This window comes from Enterococcus sp. AMC1623, assembly GCF_058216495.1.
Genome location: NZ_CM177096.1, coordinates 1,907,835 through 1,926,173, shown reverse-complemented (window position 1 = coordinate 1,926,173; position 18,339 = coordinate 1,907,835). Strand labels below are relative to the sequence as shown.

Sequence of the window (18,339 nt, the reverse complement as noted above, 5' to 3'; positions counted from 1 at the left end):
AATGGCAAATATTTCAGATGTAGCAAAACTTGCTGGACTTTCTGTGTCAACAGTGTCGCGAGTGATTAATAATCAACGTTACGTTACAGAAGAAAAAAAACAAGCAGTGCTCAAAGCAATGGAAGAATTGAACTATCAACCTAGTGTAGCGGCGAGACAGTTACGAGGAAGACAATCTAAAATTTTAGGAATCATTGTTCCTCGCATTACGAATCCTTTTTTCTCCTATCTTGTTGATGAAATTCAAAAACAAGCATATGAAAGAGATTTTCAGATTATGATTTTTCAAAGTGATGAGAGTAAAGAAAAAGAAATTACGTTTTTAAATCTCATGCAACAAAAACAAATTGATGGCGTCATCATGTGTGCAGTAGAGAATGACGAGGAGAAAATTTCTTCCTACTTAGAATATGGGCCTATCATTTTATGTAACGAAAAGTTCATTTCAGGTAAGTTACCCACGATTAGCTTGGATCAAGAATATGGTGCGTATATCGGTGCTAAATATTTAATTGAAAAAGGCTATACAAAAATTGCTTATTGTACAGGTGGTTATTTTGATGGTGATGGTAAAGGAAATGAACGCGATAAAGGATTTCAAAGAGCATTAACAGAGTGTGATCTTGAATTTTCAAGAGAATGGTTATTTACAAATCAACATACGATTGAAGATGGGAAAAAACTTGCACATACTTACCAAGAATTAAAACAACGCCCAGATGCTATCTTTACGGGAAGTGATGAGATTGCTGCCGGATTTATTTCTGAGGCGAATCGATTAGGGATTAATGTTCCACAAGATGTGGCGGTATTAGGTTTTGATAATCAACTCATCGCAGAATTAACAACCCCAGCTATAACGACTGTTCATCAACCAACGGAAGAGCTTGGGAAACAAACCATTAACTTAATGTTCAATATTTTAGAGAATAAATCTTATAAAATTGAGGATGAGAAGTTAAATATGCATATAGTCATTAGGGAATCTGCATAAATAGTGCAGTTTTTCTTATAAATAATCTGATAACGATATCAGAAATGGAGGAAACAGTAATGAAGAAAAGAACTTTAGGTTTAGGGCTAGTCACATTGTTAGCATCAACAGTTTTTATTGCAGGTTGTGGTTCAAATGGTGATAAAGGTAGTTCTGCAAATAAAGCAGAAATCAGCTTGCTAATTGGTAAAGAGGAAATTGCAACGGAATTGGATGAAACAATTGCTAAATATAATAGTTCTCAAGATAAATATGAAGTGAAAGTTTTACCTTTAGCAGGACAAAATATTAATGAAAAATTGACTTCTTTATATGCTGCCAAAAATGCTCCAGTCATGATGAATATGGGGGTTGCTTCAGATTTGGCTTTATGGGAAGACAAATTATTAGACTTATCTGATTTGCCTTTGGTAGAAAATATCGAACAAACTTATTTAGATTCAGGAATTGTTAATGGAAAACAATTAGGTATTCCAACAACAATCGAAGCATTTGGTTTCTTATACAATAAAGAAGTATTAGATGAAGCTGTCGGTGGCGATTTTGATCAAAATTCTATTCAATCAAGAAGTGATTTAGAAGATTTAATCAAGAAAATTGAAGCGTTAGATGGGAAAGCTGCTTTAGAAATTTCACCAATGGATTGGTCATTAGGTGCCCATTTTTCTAATGTAATGTTTACGGATCAATCAGATACAACTGAAGGCAGACATCAATTTATGACAGATATGCAAGATGGAAAAGTTGATTTAGCTAAAAACGAAGTCTACAACAATTGGGTAGATACATTTGATTTGATGAAAGAACACAATGCCGCTAAGAAATCAGCATTGTCTGCGGACTATGATTCAGCAACACTAGGATTAGCTAATGGTGATATCGGTCTTTGGTTCATGGGAAATTGGGCAATGCCTCAATTATTAGAAGCAAATCCTGATGCAACTTATGGTATTTTACCTGTGCCAATTTCAGATGAAGAAGGCGCTTATGGGAATACCCAAATTTCAATTGGTGTTCCTCAAACGTGGGCAATTGATGCGTCACAATCAACGGAAGAACAGCAAGCAGGTGCAAAAGACTTTTTAAATTGGATGTATGAAGATGAAGAAGGTCAAGATTACTATGTGAACAAGTTAGGCTTTATTCCAATTAACAGCAGTAACAAAGTAGAGCCTAAAGATTCATTGTCGCAATCAGTATTAGGGTACCTACAAGAAGATCGTGGATTAGAATGGATGAATGCTTATTATCCACCGACCGCTTTCCCATCAATGGGTGCGTCTATTCAAAAATATTTGGGCGGCGAAATTGACCGTGATGGTTTGACAGAAGAAATTGTCAATTATTGGAAAAATGATTCAAAATAAGCATGTATTGAAAAGAAAATAAGCGCTGGATTCAGCGCTTATTTTTATCAAAAGGGGGAAAAAAGATGTACGACAATCAAAGCTTGCTCGAAAAGCTAAAAAGATTTGGAATTTTTGCAGCAATACCTGTCTTTGTATTTATCACCGTAGTAGCTATTCCATTTTTATTAGGTATTTATATGACGGTTACGAATTCTACAGGTACAAATATTTCAACTGAATTTGTAGGGTTAAAAAATTACATTGACGCTTTTAACGATAAAGTTTTTTGGAACTCATTAATTTTGACATTTAAGTATACATTTTGGGCATTATTATTAACAAATGTAATTGCGTTTGCTTTAGCATTATTAGTTACTAGTGGATTCAAAGGACAAAACTTCTTCAGAATGGGTTTCTTTACACCTAATTTGATTGGTGGAGTTATTTTAGGATTTATTTGGCAATTTATTTTCACTCGTATTTTAGTTTATATCGGTGATGGTGTGGGCTCAGAATTATTAGCAAACTCATGGTTAGCAGATCCTAAAATGGCGTTATGGGCGTTAGTCCTTGTAGGGGTATGGCAAAATTCAGGTTATATGATGTTGCTTTATATAGCGGGGTTAACTGGAATTCCAGAATCGTTAACTGAAGCAGCTTCTTTAGATGGAGCAAATAATTGGCAAATTCTACGAAAAATAAAAATTCCAATGATGTTACCAGCATTTACAACAAGTATTTTTTTAACATTACAAAGAAGTTTTATGGTCTACGATACAAACCTTTCTTTAACAAAAGGTGGCCCGTATCGTTCGACAGAAATGATTTCTATGCATGTATACAATGAGGCTTTTCTATACCAAAACTATGGTACGGGACAAGCAAAAGCAATTATCTTATTTTTAATTGTTGCAGCAATTGCGTTAACGCAAGTTGGAATCATGAAGAGAAAAGAGGTTGAAGCTTAATGGGATTAAAAGTACAAAAAAATATAACTAAAATTACAACATTTGTTTTATGTGCTTTGATGTTTGTGTTATATGCCTTTCCTTTTTTATTGGTATTAATTAATTCATTTAAAACGAGAATTGAGGTTGTAGAAAATCCAGTTGCTTTACCTAAAACTTGGAGTTTTGATAACTTTATTGAAGCCTATAAAACGATGAATTTTGGAAGTGCTTTGATTAACTCATTACTTGTTACAACTATATCTGTCACTGTAATTATTTTGTGTTCATCAATGCTGGCGTATTATTTAGTAAGAACGAATTCAAAATTAAGTAAAGTTATTTTCATGTCATTAGTTGCTTCGATGATTATTCCTTTTCAGTCTTTGATGATTCCATTTGTTACTATTTTTGGGAATATTGGTCTATTAAATAGTCGAGGAATGCTGATTTATTTCTATTTAGGATTTGGAATTAGTATGGCAACGTTTATGTATCATGGTTTCATTAAAAGCATTCCTATTGAATTGGAAGAAGCCGCTATTATTGATGGAGCAAGTCAAATACAAGTCTTTTTTAAAGTTGTGTTTCCTATGTTGTCTCCAACGACAGCTACAATTGCCATTTTAGATGTGTTGTGGGTATGGAATGATTTTCTCTTACCATCGTTAGTTCTGGTAAATGATGATGTCCGAACATTACCATTATCAACGTTTTATTTCTTTGGTAAATATACAGCAAATTACAGCGTTGCCATGGCAGCTTTAGTATTGGTATTGCTCCCAATTTTAATTTTCTATTTTATTATGCAAAAGAAAATTATTGCTGGCGTAGCAGATGGCGCAATTAAATAATTGAATAGGTGGATGGAAGATGGCAAATAGTTGGTGGAAAGAATCAGTAGTATATCAAATTTATCCCAAAAGCTTTCAAGATAGCAATAATGATGGGATTGGGGATATCAAAGGAATTATTAGTCGATTAGACTATATCAAAAAGTTAGGAACAGATGTCATTTGGATTTGTCCGGTATATAAATCACCCATGGATGATGGTGGTTATGATATTTCAGACTATTTCCAAATTGATGAAATGTTTGGAACAAATGAAGATTTAGATGAACTACTAGAAAAAGCAAAACAGCTAGATATTAAAGTACTTATGGATTTAGTAGTTAATCACACATCGGATGAGCATGTATGGTTTCAAGAAGCTTTGCATAATCCAGCTAGCAAATATAGAGATTATTATATTTTCAAAGAAGGAATAGATGGGAACCCTCCGAACAATTGGCGTTCTTATTTTGGCGGATCTGCTTGGGAAACAGTTCCAAACGAAGAAAATATGTTTTATTTACACGCATTTACTAAAAAGCAGCCTGATTTGAATTGGGAAAATGAAGAAGTACGTGAAGAAATCTATGCAATGATTAACTATTGGTTAGATAAAGGACTAGGCGGATTTAGAATCGATGCGATATTAAACATCAAAAAAAGACTAGAGTATGGCATCTTTGAATCTGATGGAGAAGATGGGTTAGCCTTCATTGGGCACTGGATTCTTAATCAACCAGGCATTGAAGTGTGGTTAAAAGAGATGAGAGAGCGGACATTTAAACCACATAATAGTATGACGGTAGCAGAAGCCGATGTTCCTAATGAACGTTTAGATGAATATATTGGCGAAGATGGCTATTATTCGATGGTTTTTGATTTTAGTTATACAGATATTGATGTACCTGAAACTGGTGAATGGTTTAAAGATAGCCAATGGACATGGACGGATATGCGTACCAATATTTTTACGAATCAATTAGTTACGCAAGATAAAGGTTGGGGCGCTTTATATTTAGAAAACCACGATCAACCACGTTCAATTAATAAATATATTCCAGAAGAATGGATCAATGATTATAGTAAAAAAATGTTGGCGACGCTTTTTATGTTATTAAGAGGTACCCCTTTTATTTATCAAGGACAAGAACTAGGGATGACCAACATAGAAATGGCATCATTAGAAGATTTTGATGATGTAGCTACACATTCTCAATATAAACGTGCATTAGAATATGGATTGGCACCAGAGCAAGCATTGAAAGCTGTCAATAAACGAAGTCGAGATAATTCTCGAACCCCTATGCAATGGAATACGCAAAAAAATGCCGGATTCTCAACTTCTGATAATGTATGGTTAAAAGTAAATCCTAATTATCCAGAACTCAATGCAGAAGCTCAGCTAACCAATCAACAGTCGGTATTCAATTATTATCGTCAATTAATTGAATTAAGGAAAAATAGTGTATACAATGACGTGCTAATCTACGGACAGTTTCTACCAGTGAAAGATAAAAATGAACATATTTTGCTTTATGAACGACAATTAGAAGATAAAATCGTATTAGTTATCTTAAACGTTACAGCAACGGAACAAGAATATTATGTAGATGAACAGTACCAACAAGTATTAATCAATAATTATGAAGATATTTTATTAGATCAAAGTCGAAAATTGCGTTTACGACCGTTTGAAAGTATTGTATTAGCTAATTATGGAGGACAATTATGAAAATTAAAAACGAAGCAATGCTCATCACCTATGCAGATAGTTTAGGAAAAAACATGGGCGAATTAAAGCAAGTCTTAGACAAACATTTACAAGGTGTTATTGGTGGTGTCCATTTGTTACCATTTTTCCCATCGACAGGTGACCGAGGCTTTGCACCGAGTGATTATACGACAGTTGATCCAGCTCTTGGAACATGGGAAGATGTTGAAGCATTAGGTGAAGACTATTATTTGATGTTTGATTTTATGATTAATCACATTTCTCGTGAATCGAAATTTTTCCAAGATTTCAAAAAAAATCATGAACTGTCACCGTACAAAGAAATGTTTATTCGTATTCATGAATTTTTCCCAGAAAATCGACCAACGCAAGAAGACATCGATTTAATCTACAAGCGTAAAGACAAAGCGCCATTTCAAACGGTAGAATTTGCAGATGGTACGAAAGAAGAAGTCTGGAATACCTTTGGCGAAGAACAAATTGATTTAGATGTGACCAAAGAAGTTGTGAAAGAATTTATTCGAGAAACTATCAAAGATATGGTGAGTCATGGCTGTTCTTTAATTCGATTAGATGCTTTTGCTTATGCGATTAAAAAATTAGATACTAATGATTTCTTCGTGGAACCAGATATTTGGGAACTTTTAGACGAAGTACGCCAAGAAGCAGCGAAATATGACGTCGAATTATTACCAGAAATCCATGAGCATTATTCCATTCAAATGAAAATTGCCAATCATGATTATTATATCTATGACTTTGCCTTGCCAATGGTCACTTTGTATTCACTTTATAGTGGAAAATCAGAACGCTTAGCCCATTGGTTGAAAATGAGTCCGATGAAGCAGTTTACGACATTGGATACGCATGATGGAATTGGTGTTGTGGACGCTCGTGATTTATTAACAGATGAAGAATTGGATTACACCTCTGAGGAATTGTATAAAGTCGGGGCGAATGTGAAGAAGGTCTATTCAAGTGCCAATTACAATAATTTAGATATTTATCAAATTAACAGCACCTATTATAGTGCCTTAGGCGATAATGACCGTAGCTATCTTTTAGCACGTGCGATTCAAGTATTTGCGCCAGGAATTCCACAAATTTATTACGTTGGTTTATTAGCAGGCAAAAATGATATTGAACTGTTGGAAGCAACGAAAGAAGGGCGCAATATTAATCGTCATTACTATGATTTAGCCGAAATTGAAGAAGAAGTGCAACGTCCAGTGATTCAACAATTATTTGCTCTTTTGAAATTTAGAAATGAATCTCCGGCGTTTGATTTGGATGGAACGATTGAAGTAGCAACACCATCAGAATCAGAAATAGTGATTACACGTAAAAATAAAAACGGTAGTGATAGTGCAACATTAACGGCTAACTTGGATACGAAAGAATTTATCATTGAGTCTAAAGATATAAAAATTTTGAAACAATAAATAATAGAAATCGTGAACTAAATAGAACAATTTGCTATTCATTTGCATAGATAGCAAGTTGTTCTAATTTGGATTTAGCAGAAAGGATTTATATGAATTATACAGTAGAAAGAGCAAATCGATATATTAAAAATAATAAAGAAAAAGTAAATCCTCAATTTCGTCAAAAAATCCATGCACAACCACCAATTGGTTGGATGAATGATCCGAATGGGTTTATTGCAATTAATGATAAACTACATTTATTTTATCAATTTTATCCATATGATAGTGTTTGGGGACCCATGCATTGGGGACACATGACAAGTACAGATGGTCTAACTTGGCAAGATCAACCTGTAGTTCTCGCACCAGACCATGTGTTTGACGAAAAAGGCTGTTTTTCTGGTACAGCAGTACTCGTAGATAATCAATTAATTTTAATGTATACGGGTTGTGAAGAGATAAATGGGCAAGCTATTCAACAACAATGTATAGCGACATCGACTAATTTGAAAGATTTTGAGAAAGTGGAAGAAAACCCGGTCATTTCGACCAATAATAGTCCTACATTTATTTCAGCAGTAGATTTTAGAGATCCTAAGATTATTTACAGAAAAGGCCGCTATTATGCTCTAATCGTCACGAAAACACCAGCCAGTGAAGGACAAATTATTTTGTTTGAATCACTGGATTGTAAAACGTGGCAGTTCAAATCAATACTCTTAACTGGAAATCATGAGTTGGGTGTCATGTGGGAGTGTCCTGATTTATTAGAAATTGATGATAAAGATATTCTGATTCTTTCAGCAATTGAAATGCCTAGTCAAAAAGAGAAGTTTACTAACCTCTCTTCTTGTATTTATTTTGTAGGGAACATGAATTGGGAAACTGGTCAATATAGTTATGATTATTATGAGGAAATCGATGCTGGGTTGGATTTTTACGCTCCACAAATGACTATATTCAAAAATAAACCCGTATTGATTTCTTGGATGCAAATGTGGGATCGTAATATTCCAACCCATGAGTTGAATCATTTATGGGCCGGATGTATGACTAGTGTGCGGCAATTATCTATAGAGAATGGACAACTTATTCAACGACCACTCACACACTCTATCACGGATAAGCTATTTTTAAAAACGAATATGGCAGAAATTATTCCACTGAATAATCAACCGAAGTATCTGAAAATAGAATTTGTACCTGAAAATAATTTTAATATCCAATTTCAAAATAAAATTGGAGAAATACTTAGTTTAAAAAAAGAGGGAACATTTTTTACGCTTTCTCGAGAAAAAATGCAAACTACTATTTTGGGAAAAGACAAAGACTTTCAAAATTATCGAATATATGATTCAAAAGGTATGTTAAGAGAGAACTTTGTTGAAATTATTTTAGACACATCAAGTATTGAAGTGTTTATTGGTAATGGGCAAAAAACGATGTCTATGCGCTTTTTTCCAACGATGCCTTTATCAACTTGCCAAATAATAGAAAACGAATGAATACTTTTGAAATCTGTTCTATAATTTTTTGATAGAACAGATTTTTTTGCATAACTAGTTGACAACGGATACATAATCTTTTATATTATATATGGAATCGATACCACAAAGGAGGAGGCAAAATGGCTACGATTAAAGATGTCGCAAAACGAGCGAATTTATCTGTATCGACAGTCTCACGATACTTGAACAATCATCCATATGTTTCGGAAGAGCGTAAAAAACGTATTAAAGAAGCAATGGAAGAGCTAAATTATACGCCAAGTTCAATTGCCACTCAACTTCGTTCAAAAAAAGGAACGATGGTTGGTATTTTAGTTTCACGGATTACTAATCCATTTTTTTCATATTTAGTAGATGCAATCGAGAAACAAGCCAAGCAACAAGGCTATAATGTACTAATTATGCAAACGTATGATGATCAAACTGCTGAAATGAAAATGCTAGAAATGTTAAAACAACAAGTCATTACAGGTTTAATCATGTGTTCCGTTGAAGGAGACTTTAAAGTAATTGAAAGCTATCAAGAACATGGTCCGATTGTTTTTTGTAATGAGAAAATTTCAGAAGCAAATATTCCAAGCGTGGTAACGAACCAATCGCAAGCCACTTATGAGGCGATACAATTTTTGATTCAAAAAGGTTATCATAAAATAGCGTATTGCACAGGTGGAACACTAACAACTAAAGGTCACGGAAAAGAAAGAACACAAGGCTTTGAACGAGCTTTATTAGAAAATTCGTTACCATTCAAAAAAGAATGGGTATTTCAACAAGTGCATACGATTGCAGATGGTCGTAAAGTAGCGCAGCAATTAATCACTTTGCCTAAAGAACAACGTCCAGATGCGATTTTTACCAATAGTGATGAGGTAGCAATGGGAGTATTAGAGTCTTTCAAAGATGGTGGTTATAATATACCTGAAGATATTGCGATTATGGGTTTTGATAATCAACCAGTTACTTCTTTGTTATCAGTGCCTTTAACGACAATTGAACAACCAGTCGAAGCTTTGGGTGTGGAAGCAACCAAATTATTAATTTCCCTGATTGAAGCAACAAATTATCAAATTGATCAGTCGCAATTACAATTATCATTAATTCAACGAGCATCCGTTTAAATGCGGATTCTCTTAAATCAAAATATGGTATCGATACCATCTGATGTTTAAACCAATTATTAGTGAAAATATTTTTTTGTTTTTATTATATGGTATCGATACCACTAAAATTAAAGGAGAATGAAATGACAAATACACTTATAACAAAAGACTGGTGGAAAGATGAAGTTATCTATCAAGTCTATCCAAAAAGCTTTAAAGATTCAAACAATGATGGAATCGGGGATTTAAATGGTATTCGTGAAAAATTACTGTATTTAAAAGAATTAGGTATTACCACTTTATGGATTTGCCCTATTTTTACCTCTCCAATGATTGATAATGGGTATGATATCGCTGATTTTGAAGGGATTGATCCCCAATTTGGTACGATGGAAGATTTTGATCGACTATTGTTAGAAGCCAAAAAATTAGATATTAAAATTATTTTAGATTTAGTGATTAATCATACGTCAGATGAACATATTTGGTTTAAAAAAGCTTTAGCAGATAAAAATAGTAAATATCGTGATTATTATATTTTCAAAGAAGGAAAAGAAAAACCAAATAACTGGCGTTCAATTTTCGGTGGGTCTGTTTGGGAGAAAGTTCCGGAAGAAGATTGTTATTATTTACACGTCTTTGATAAAAGTCAACCAGATTTGAATTGGGAAAATCCAGAAGTACGTCAAGAATTGTATCAAATGATTAATCGATGGTTGGATAAAGGGATTGCTGGTTTCCGAATTGATTCAATTACTTTTGTAAAAAAGGATCAAGATTACAGCAGCCTGCCAGCGGATGGGGTAGATGGGTTAGTTTCTTGTAAACATAAAACACGTAATCGCCCAGGAATTGAAGTGTTTTTAAACGAGTTGAAAAAAGAAACATTTGAAAAATATAATTGTGTTACAGTCGGTGAAGCGCCTGGTGTGGCTTATGAAGAGTTTTCAGATTTTATTGGGGAAGATGGTTATTTTTCAATGATTTTTGATTTCCATTATGCTGATATCGATGTAGAATCTGGCTCTGATTGGTTTAAACGTACAAACTGGACAACAAAAGAATTTAAAGAATTAGTTATTCAATCTCAAGAAGCTTTACAAAATGCTGGTTGGGGAGCAAATTTTATCGAGAATCATGATCAACCGCGGTCGTTATCTAAGCTAGTTAAAGAGGAATTTCAAAATTCAGAAGCTGCCAAAGGGATTGGTGCCATGTATTTCTTCTTAAGAGGAACGCCGTTTATTTATCAAGGGCAAGAATTAGGTATGCTTAACGCACAACGAACAGATATTAAACAATTTGACGATATTTCAAGTATTGATAATTATTATCGCTCTATTCAAGAAGGTTTTTCTGAAAAAGAAGCGTTAGATTTTGTTAACATGCGTAGTCGTGATAATTCACGAACTCCAATGCCATGGGACAGTAGTCAATACGGTGGTTTCTCCACTCATCAGCCTTGGTTAGAAATGACAAAAGAATATCCAGACATTCATACGACAGATAATTCAGTATTGGGATTTTATAAGGAAATGATTGCTTTACGGCAGCATTCTGAATTACATGAAGTGTTGACAAAAGGAGCGATTGATTTTATCTCAGAAGTTCCTGAAAATGTGATTGCTTATACACGTGAGTGGAAGAATGAAAAAATTTATGTATTAACGAATTTAGGCGTTAACAAAGAAAAGGTAAATTTACCTAAAGCGATTGAAAAGTTATATTTAGTGACTCATAACAATGTTGTTTCAGGACAAGAAATTACTCTTGCACCGTATCAAAGCATTTTATTTAAGTAGATCGGAGGAACAAAGATGGCGACAGATTATAAAAAAATTGGTGAAGAAATTTTAGAAGTAGTTGGAAAAGATAATATTTTAACGATTACCCATTGTGCAACACGTTTACGTTTAGAGGTAAAGAATCGTGCAGTAATTGATGATAAAAAAATCGAACAAATTGACCAAGTAAAAGGCGTATTTTTTAATGCCGGACAATATCAAATTATATTAGGGACAGGAACTGTCAATAAAGTTTATGATTCAATTATTCAAAATGATAAAGAAATTGGAAATAAACAAGCAGATTTAGCTGAAGTGAAAAAAGAAGGTAATCCCATTAAGCGTGGTATTCGAACGTTAGCAGATATTTTTATTCCAATTATTCCGGGGATTGTGGCAACAGGTTTATTTTTAGGTCTAAAGGGTGTCGTCTTAAATGAGGCATTTTTAGAATTATTTGGAACATCAGCGGATAATATTCCTGAATATATTTTAACATTGATGAGTGTCTTAACTGATACGGTCTTTGCGTTTTTACCAGCGTTGATTTGTTGGTCAGCTTTTAAGAAATTTGGTGGGACACCGATTATTGGCTTTGTTATTGGTTTAATGCTTGTTTCACCGATGCTTCCAAATGCCTATGCTGTAGCGGATATTAATAGTGGTGTTGAACCATTGATTGCTTTTGGGTTTATTCCAATTGTTGGATATCAAGGAAGTGTACTAACTGCTTTAGTGATCGGAATAGTAGGTGCAACTTTTGAGAAATTTTTACGTAAACGTATGCCAGACTCCTTAGATTTAATGTTTACACCGTTCTTTGTTATCGCTGGTATGATGCTGATGGGACTGTTAGTGTTGGGACCCTTGTTGCATTTTATTGAAGATGGTTTAGTTTACGTAGTTGAAGGATTAATCCATGTACCATTAGGTATAGGTGGCTTAATTATTGGATTTATTTATCCATTAGCTGTTATGACAGGTATGCATCATTTATTTATTATGATTGAAACGACTTTGTTAGCATCGACAGGGTTTAATCCTTTAATTACATTGTGTGCAATGTATGGTTTTGCAAATGCTGCCGTTTGTTTTGCCATTAGTATTAAAGCGAAAAACAAAAATGTTAAAGTTATTGGCACTAGTGCGGGTATTACTCAATTACTAGGTGTTAGTGAACCAGCATTATTCGGAATTACCTTACGTTATGGAACAAAACCCTTAATTGTTATGTTAGCTTGCTCAGCACTTGGTGGAGCAATATTATCAATACTAGGTATTCAAGCAAATTCTTATGGATTAGCAGTTATTTTGTCACCATTAATGTATATTTATGATTCTTATCAATTATTTAGTTACGTAGCTGTAGGAATTGCTACATTTGTAGTTGCTTTCATTTGTACGTATTTCTTTGCTGTTCCTCAAGAAGTAATGAATGCGGAATAAAAAAAAGCGTCATAGAAAATTTCTATGGCGCTTTTTATGTGTCTTCTGTGCATAGATTAGCCGTTATTTCTCGGATGGCTTGTTCAACTAACAGCATATCAAGGACAGGAAAGTTAATCCGAACTTGTAAGAGTTTTTGTTGTTCAGTAAGCTGTTCTAAAAATTCAATGGTACTTATGATGAGCTCTGCTTCTCGATAATCATCGACAAAACTTAGTGAATAATTGGATAAATTATTTTTCAAACGAACTTGAAAATAATGTTTATGTAATTCGCTAACATCTGAAAAAACATAAATAGTAATTTTAGGTTTCATACGTTCAAAATCAATCAGCTTAATTGCAGTTAATAACGACATGCGACGAACATATTCCGATTGCTGATAAATCATTTCTTTATTTGATACTTTTTGCCAAAATAAATCAAAAAGCTCCATAAATTCGGGGAATTGCTCACGGACCGTATATTCATTGACGCCTTTAAAATTATCCAACAATTCTTCTTCAAAAGGAAAATTCATCGCACAAATTAAATGTTTATCTAATAAAACACGTGCCGGTTCTTTTTCTGACTCATATAAAGAAAAGAAATATTCTTCAAATAATAGTAACCAAGAATCAATTTCTTTTTCAAATAAAAGTTCATTTTTTAACAAAAGATGGCTGTCATATTTTGTTTCAACTAAATTATAGATATACAAAAAAGCAACATAAAATTGCCAATCAGAAGTCGACCAAGTAGTTAAAAAAGGCGGTTTATCTGGGTAAGTGACAGAGCTTAAATGTTGTAATAATAAATCATCTGGTGTAAGAAACTGTTCATGGATTACGCCAAGATGGTTCACCAGAGTTAATAATGTCAGCATTTGTTTTTGATTAATGGTAAGCGGGATGTCAAGATACTCAAAAATATCAGCAGTGACTTGTTCCAAATCTTCTTGATATTCGTGATTTGGATAATGTTTAAACATTCGATGTGCAATGAACAAAAAAATATAACCAAACATTCGAATTCGGCTTTCTTCGCCGTTAATACTGATGCGACTGGAAAGAGAAATATGCAGACCATAATGATGCAAAATCGTATTTAAGATTCGTGTTCGATTATAAAGTGCAGTTCTGGATATAAAGTGTTCTTCTAAAAATAAATCTGTTGAAGTTGTGCGCTGGATGAACAAAACCGATAACAAAGGATAAACAATATCGTTGACTAATAATTGTTGAGCTAAACGCTGGATATTGACACCATTACGAACGAGTTTAATACCACCAGATACCTTGATAAGAAATTCAGCTTCTTCTTTTGTATATAACTGTTCAAATTGTTGCTTTAGTTCTGTGCATGCTTGTTTGACACTGTTAAAGGACGGATAACCTAACAGTTCAGTGATTTCTTTGGTAGAGATATATTCTGTATTATTTTCTAAAATTTCGAGGATGTCTCGTTTGAGCCGAACGCTGCCGTGTAACGCGAACATTTTTATCAACTCCTTATATTCTCATCTTTTTTTAATCTTATTTTTATCGATGAGTAATTATAGTTTAAAAAACAACGAATAATTATGGGAAATTTGGAATTTCTTTTTTATCATATATTTCTTATTATATCAGTATATTGTGGGAATTTTTCTATAAGTATTTGTGAAAACAAGAAATTTATTTATAATAATAACACAAATGATATAGATGCATGTATTTAGTGGATTCTCATTTTATGAAACTATTATTGGAATTTGATTATAAAAGAGGATGAGAAAAAATGAAACCTATGTCACACAAATTAAAAGCAACAGCTAGGAACTATATTTACTTGTCAGTTCAGTTGATTTTTATCAATTTACTCTTGTTGATTGTGGGCGATATGTTCTATATGCAATTAACTAGTATCTTAAAAATGAGTTTATTTGTTCATTTAGGCATCTTTTGCACTTCGCTACTATTGAATGGGTTGACACTATACATGTTCGTTAGTAAATACAGTTTAGTCTCTCAAAAAAATATGATTACATTTATGCTGACAAGTTTAGATTGTTTGCTGGCTTTTTTTGCACTGGCATCATTTGTGCAAGTTAGTGGCATGTATGATTATGTGGGTGATACGAGAAACATCTGCCTATTAATTTTAATGATTTTAGTGCCGATTAGACTATTAGTACCCTTGTTGAAAGATCAGAAATAAAAATATTTTCTAGACAAGAAAGGAGCGAGATTATGTTTGGTTTATCTAAAGAGACACAAATTAAACTGAAATTACTTCAATATTTAGATAATCATGAAAGTTATGTTAACAGTGAAAAAATTGCCGAATATTTAGGTGTACAATATCAAACGATGCGAAAATATTATCGAGAAATTAATCAGCAATTAGAGCAGATTTATCCCGAACAACAATTTTATGTAGAAGCATCCACACGCTATGGGACTCGATTGTATCGAGGAGAAATGAATTTGGATCAAATTTCTGAGATAATTTTAACTGGTACGCTTGAATATGCTGTGTTTCAAAAATTTATTTATGAACGTTCATTTTCATCACAAGCTTTTTGCGACGAACATGGCATTAGTTTTTCAAAATTACGTCGTAAAATCACGCAAATCAATCAGTTCTTACATCGCTTTGACTTACATATTAGTATTTCACATCAAGTAAAAATCAATGGTTCTGAAGAAGGGATTCGAATCATGTTATTCTTACTTATGTATGGATTACAGCCATACACCAAGAGTGTGTACTCAGATGCAGTTGAAGAAAAATACTATCGAATCGGTCATTTATTAGCCAATGAGCTAGAGGTTGAGCCAAATAATTATATGGTACATTTGCTATCTACGTGGTCTTTTATTATCAGTCAATCGGTGCATTTAGGATACAATTTGTCAAAAAACGATCGTAAAAACAAAGTACCTTTAAAAGAAGAATTGACAGGCTGGGGAAATAAAGACTGGGAGCTATTTAATTCTGTTTTATATTGTTTTGAATTGTGCCCAAATCAAGCAGTATCTGTCAAAATGGATACAAGTACCAAATTTAAAGCACAGAAATGGATTAAATTTTTTGAGAGACATTTTCGGATTTTAGTTCCAGCTGAAAAAAATATGATTTATACTATGTTCCATCGGCTCCATCTTATTAAAAATTATCATTTTTTAGATGGCGAACTCCATTCTTTATTGTATCCAGTTACTGTCGAAGAAGCTGAGCAAAAAGATACAGCGTTTGATCGTCAATTTCAAGAGTTCTGGCAAAGTTATAGCAAAAATGTGCAAGATGCTAACAACTTTGTTAAGTGCCAAAGCTATTTAATGTGTCAAAATTTTATCCCGTTGGAACAAACATTTGAAAAAGTACACATTTTTATCTACTCAAAAGTTTCAGCTAGTTCTTTGCAGTTAATTAAAAACAAAATTTATCGATATTTTATGGGAGAAGTCGTCATCGAATTTGTCGATGATTTTATGGATGCGGACTTTACGATTATTACGGAAGAAATCAATCGGACGAACTTTAATAAACGTCAAAAGATTGTTGTCATTAATCCTTGGGTATCGGAAAAAGATTTATTGATGTTGGCAGTTCAACTTCAAGAATTTTTAACACATGCTAAACTAGCATAAATTTTATAAGATAAATAGCTATCACAAAATTAGGCAACTATTTTTGTGATAGCTTTTTTGTGGAACTCGTGTTTTTATCCATCGATAGCAGTACTGGTTATCTTTTGTGCTGCGCGTTCAACGATAGACATATCGATTAAAGAAAAGTTACTACATACTTGTAACAATCTTTGAGATTCATTCAATTCTTCTAAAAATTCAATGGTACTGATGATTAATTGAGCTTCTTTATAATTTTCAACAAATGTTAAAGCGTATGTAGTTAACGTAGTTTTTAATCGAGCTCGTAAATAATTTTTATGCAAATCACTGATATCTGAAAAAATATAAATTTTTAATTTAGGTGTTAGTTGCTCAAAATCAACTAACTTGATTGCAGTTAATAACGACATTCTTCGTATATACTCTGAATTTTGATAAATCTTTTGTTTTTCAGTTAATTCTTGCCAAAAAAAATCAAAGCGTTCTATAAGTTCAGGAAATTGCTGGTAATCTGTATAGTCATTCAATTCATTAAAATTATCCAGTAATTTTTCTTCAAACGGAAAATTCATTGTATAGATTAACTGTTTATCTAATAAAATTTTTGTAGCTTTTTTTTCTGACTCAAATAATGGAAAGAGATACTTTTCAAATGATATCAACCATGTTTGAATAGCCTCTTCAAATAGAAACTCTGATTTTAGTATTAACTGATCATTATATTGAGAGTCAATTAAGTTGTATATATACAAAAAAGCAACATAAAATTGCCAATCAGACATGGACCAATGAGATAAAAAATCAGGTTTGTCTGGATAAATAATGGAATTTGTATGTTGAAATAAAATATTCTCTGGTATATGCGAATGAGTCTTGATGCTTTCAGTATTTATATAGGTTAAAATTGCGAGTTTTTGTTTTTGATTTTTTGAAATAGGAATCTTTAAGTAATCAAAAATATTGGTAGTTACTTGTTCAATGTTCATCTGATTAGCAAGGGTGATATCAGGCAAGAATTGGATCATTCGATGACAATTAAACAAAAAAATATAACCAAACATACGAATATGATGTTCTGCTCCTCTGAAACTAATCCGACTGGAAAGGGCTATGTGTAAGCCATAACGATGTAAACTATCATTTAAAATTCGTATACGATTATATAAGGTGGTTCTGGTGATATAGTTGTTTTCTAAAAATAAGTCAGTTACAAGTGTACGCTTGACTAATAGGTTAAACACTAACGTATAAGCCAGGTCATTAGCAACTAATTCTTCGATTAAATGATGTGTGTTTGCGCTATGACGAATGAGTTTGACGCCTTCAGATACTTTAATACTAAATTCAGCATCTTCTTTGTGATAAAACTGTTCGAATTGTTGTTTTAGTTCCGCGCATGCTTGTTTTACACTATTGAAAGAGGGATAAACAAGTATATCAGTTAGTTGTTTTGTAGATATATACTCATTAGTGTTTTCTAATACTTCAAGAATATCTCGCTTTAAACGAACGCTTTTATGTAAAGCGAACATCAAATCACCTCCTTTTTTCCTCTCATATAATCTTAATTTTAACTCAATGAAAAAAGGACTGTACTCAAAATAACAACGAATAATGAGGGTT

14 protein-coding genes are annotated in these 18,339 nt (G+C 32.9%); 12 read left to right on the top strand and 2 right to left on the bottom strand.

The genetic code is table 11. The features are described from left to right. The first annotated feature begins 1 nt into the window (after nucleotide 1). The 10 genes from AC4BC7_RS09400 (at nucleotide 2) to AC4BC7_RS09355 (ending at nucleotide 13,120) form a co-directional block, all read left to right on the top strand. Nucleotides 2-994 carry a LacI family DNA-binding transcriptional regulator gene (locus AC4BC7_RS09400; protein WP_207942477.1) on the top strand — a complete coding sequence of 331 codons (993 nt, stop codon included), beginning with the start codon at nucleotides 2-4 and terminating at the stop codon, nucleotides 992-994. 59 nt (nucleotides 995-1,053) lie between these two features. Continuing rightward, nucleotides 1,054-2,361: an ABC transporter substrate-binding protein gene (locus AC4BC7_RS09395; RefSeq protein WP_490502712.1), complete on the top strand. Its 1,308-nt coding sequence runs from the start codon at nucleotides 1,054-1,056 to the stop codon at nucleotides 2,359-2,361. Between the two features lie 65 nt (nucleotides 2,362-2,426). Further along, on the top strand, nucleotides 2,427-3,311 hold the full coding sequence (locus AC4BC7_RS09390; RefSeq protein ID WP_207942475.1) for a carbohydrate ABC transporter permease: 885 nt from the start codon (nucleotides 2,427-2,429) through the stop codon (nucleotides 3,309-3,311). Further along, entirely contained in the window at nucleotides 3,311-4,144 is an 834-nt protein-coding gene (locus AC4BC7_RS09385; RefSeq protein WP_207942474.1) for a carbohydrate ABC transporter permease, read from the top strand. Before AC4BC7_RS09390 ends, AC4BC7_RS09385 begins: the two co-directional genes overlap by 1 nt. A 19-nt stretch (nucleotides 4,145-4,163) precedes the next feature. Next, nucleotides 4,164-5,855, top strand: coding sequence for a glycoside hydrolase family 13 protein (locus tag AC4BC7_RS09380; RefSeq protein ID WP_490502711.1), 1,692 nt, complete (start codon nucleotides 4,164-4,166; stop codon nucleotides 5,853-5,855). Continuing rightward, nucleotides 5,852-7,297, top strand: a complete 1,446-nt coding sequence (gene gtfA, locus AC4BC7_RS09375) for a sucrose phosphorylase (RefSeq protein WP_490502710.1) — start codon at nucleotides 5,852-5,854, stop codon at nucleotides 7,295-7,297. Before AC4BC7_RS09380 ends, gtfA begins: the two co-directional genes overlap by 4 nt. 92 nt (nucleotides 7,298-7,389) lie before the next feature. Continuing rightward, nucleotides 7,390-8,787, top strand: a complete 1,398-nt coding sequence (locus tag AC4BC7_RS09370; protein WP_490502709.1) for a glycoside hydrolase family 32 protein — start codon at nucleotides 7,390-7,392, stop codon at nucleotides 8,785-8,787. Between the two features lie 122 nt (nucleotides 8,788-8,909). Beyond that, nucleotides 8,910-9,908 (top strand): LacI family DNA-binding transcriptional regulator, encoded by a 999-nt coding sequence (locus tag AC4BC7_RS09365; RefSeq protein ID WP_207942471.1) that lies wholly within the window; start codon nucleotides 8,910-8,912, stop codon nucleotides 9,906-9,908. Between the two features lie 125 nt (nucleotides 9,909-10,033). Next, nucleotides 10,034-11,692 carry a glycoside hydrolase family 13 protein gene (locus AC4BC7_RS09360; RefSeq protein ID WP_490502708.1) on the top strand — a complete coding sequence of 553 codons (1,659 nt, stop codon included), beginning with the start codon at nucleotides 10,034-10,036 and terminating at the stop codon, nucleotides 11,690-11,692. 15 nt (nucleotides 11,693-11,707) lie between these two features. Next, a complete protein-coding gene (locus tag AC4BC7_RS09355) occupies nucleotides 11,708-13,120 on the top strand; it encodes a PTS transporter subunit EIIC (RefSeq protein WP_490502707.1) in 1,413 nt (470 codons plus the stop codon). A 34-nt stretch (nucleotides 13,121-13,154) separates the two neighbouring features. On the opposite strand, the gene AC4BC7_RS09350 is transcribed toward AC4BC7_RS09355, so the two are convergent. Beyond that, the gene (locus AC4BC7_RS09350) at nucleotides 13,155-14,597 is read right to left on the bottom strand and encodes a helix-turn-helix domain-containing protein (protein WP_490502706.1); all 1,443 of its coding nucleotides are present in this window, start codon (nucleotides 14,595-14,597) and stop codon (nucleotides 13,155-13,157) included. Nucleotides 14,598-14,878: 281 nt separating this feature from the next. Between AC4BC7_RS09350 and AC4BC7_RS09345 the strand changes: the two genes are divergently transcribed. Both AC4BC7_RS09345 and AC4BC7_RS09340 read left to right on the top strand, forming a co-directional pair. Next, entirely contained in the window at nucleotides 14,879-15,298 is a 420-nt protein-coding gene (locus AC4BC7_RS09345) for a hypothetical protein (protein WP_207942467.1), read from the top strand. A gap of 32 nt (nucleotides 15,299-15,330) precedes the next feature. Then, nucleotides 15,331-16,734, top strand: a complete 1,404-nt coding sequence (locus tag AC4BC7_RS09340; protein WP_207942466.1) for a helix-turn-helix domain-containing protein — start codon at nucleotides 15,331-15,333, stop codon at nucleotides 16,732-16,734. A gap of 74 nt (nucleotides 16,735-16,808) precedes the next feature. Here the strand turns inward: AC4BC7_RS09340 and AC4BC7_RS09335 are convergent, their stop codons facing one another. Continuing rightward, nucleotides 16,809-18,248, bottom strand: coding sequence for a helix-turn-helix domain-containing protein (locus tag AC4BC7_RS09335; protein WP_490502705.1), 1,440 nt, complete (start codon nucleotides 18,246-18,248; stop codon nucleotides 16,809-16,811). Nucleotides 18,249-18,339 lie beyond the last annotated feature (91 nt).

Bases quoted from the DNA above. Each gene is read 5' to 3' on its own strand.
- AC4BC7_RS09400 (WP_207942477.1), top strand. From the start codon at position 2: ATGGCAAATATTTCAGATGTAGCAAAACTTGCTGGACTTTCTGTGTCA.
- AC4BC7_RS09395 (WP_490502712.1), top strand. From the start codon at position 1,054: ATGAAGAAAAGAACTTTAGGTTTAGGGCTAGTCACATTGTTAGCATCA.
- AC4BC7_RS09390 (WP_207942475.1), top strand. From the start codon at position 2,427: ATGTACGACAATCAAAGCTTGCTCGAAAAGCTAAAAAGATTTGGAATT.
- AC4BC7_RS09385 (WP_207942474.1), top strand. From the start codon at position 3,311: ATGGGATTAAAAGTACAAAAAAATATAACTAAAATTACAACATTTGTT.
- AC4BC7_RS09380 (WP_490502711.1), top strand. From the start codon at position 4,164: ATGGCAAATAGTTGGTGGAAAGAATCAGTAGTATATCAAATTTATCCC.
- gtfA (WP_490502710.1), top strand. From the start codon at position 5,852: ATGAAAATTAAAAACGAAGCAATGCTCATCACCTATGCAGATAGTTTA.
- AC4BC7_RS09370 (WP_490502709.1), top strand. From the start codon at position 7,390: ATGAATTATACAGTAGAAAGAGCAAATCGATATATTAAAAATAATAAA.
- AC4BC7_RS09365 (WP_207942471.1), top strand. From the start codon at position 8,910: ATGGCTACGATTAAAGATGTCGCAAAACGAGCGAATTTATCTGTATCG.
- AC4BC7_RS09360 (WP_490502708.1), top strand. From the start codon at position 10,034: ATGACAAATACACTTATAACAAAAGACTGGTGGAAAGATGAAGTTATC.
- AC4BC7_RS09355 (WP_490502707.1), top strand. From the start codon at position 11,708: ATGGCGACAGATTATAAAAAAATTGGTGAAGAAATTTTAGAAGTAGTT.
- AC4BC7_RS09350 (WP_490502706.1), bottom strand. From the start codon at position 14,597: ATGTTCGCGTTACACGGCAGCGTTCGGCTCAAACGAGACATCCTCGAA.
- AC4BC7_RS09345 (WP_207942467.1), top strand. From the start codon at position 14,879: ATGAAACCTATGTCACACAAATTAAAAGCAACAGCTAGGAACTATATT.
- AC4BC7_RS09340 (WP_207942466.1), top strand. From the start codon at position 15,331: ATGTTTGGTTTATCTAAAGAGACACAAATTAAACTGAAATTACTTCAA.
- AC4BC7_RS09335 (WP_490502705.1), bottom strand. From the start codon at position 18,248: ATGTTCGCTTTACATAAAAGCGTTCGTTTAAAGCGAGATATTCTTGAA.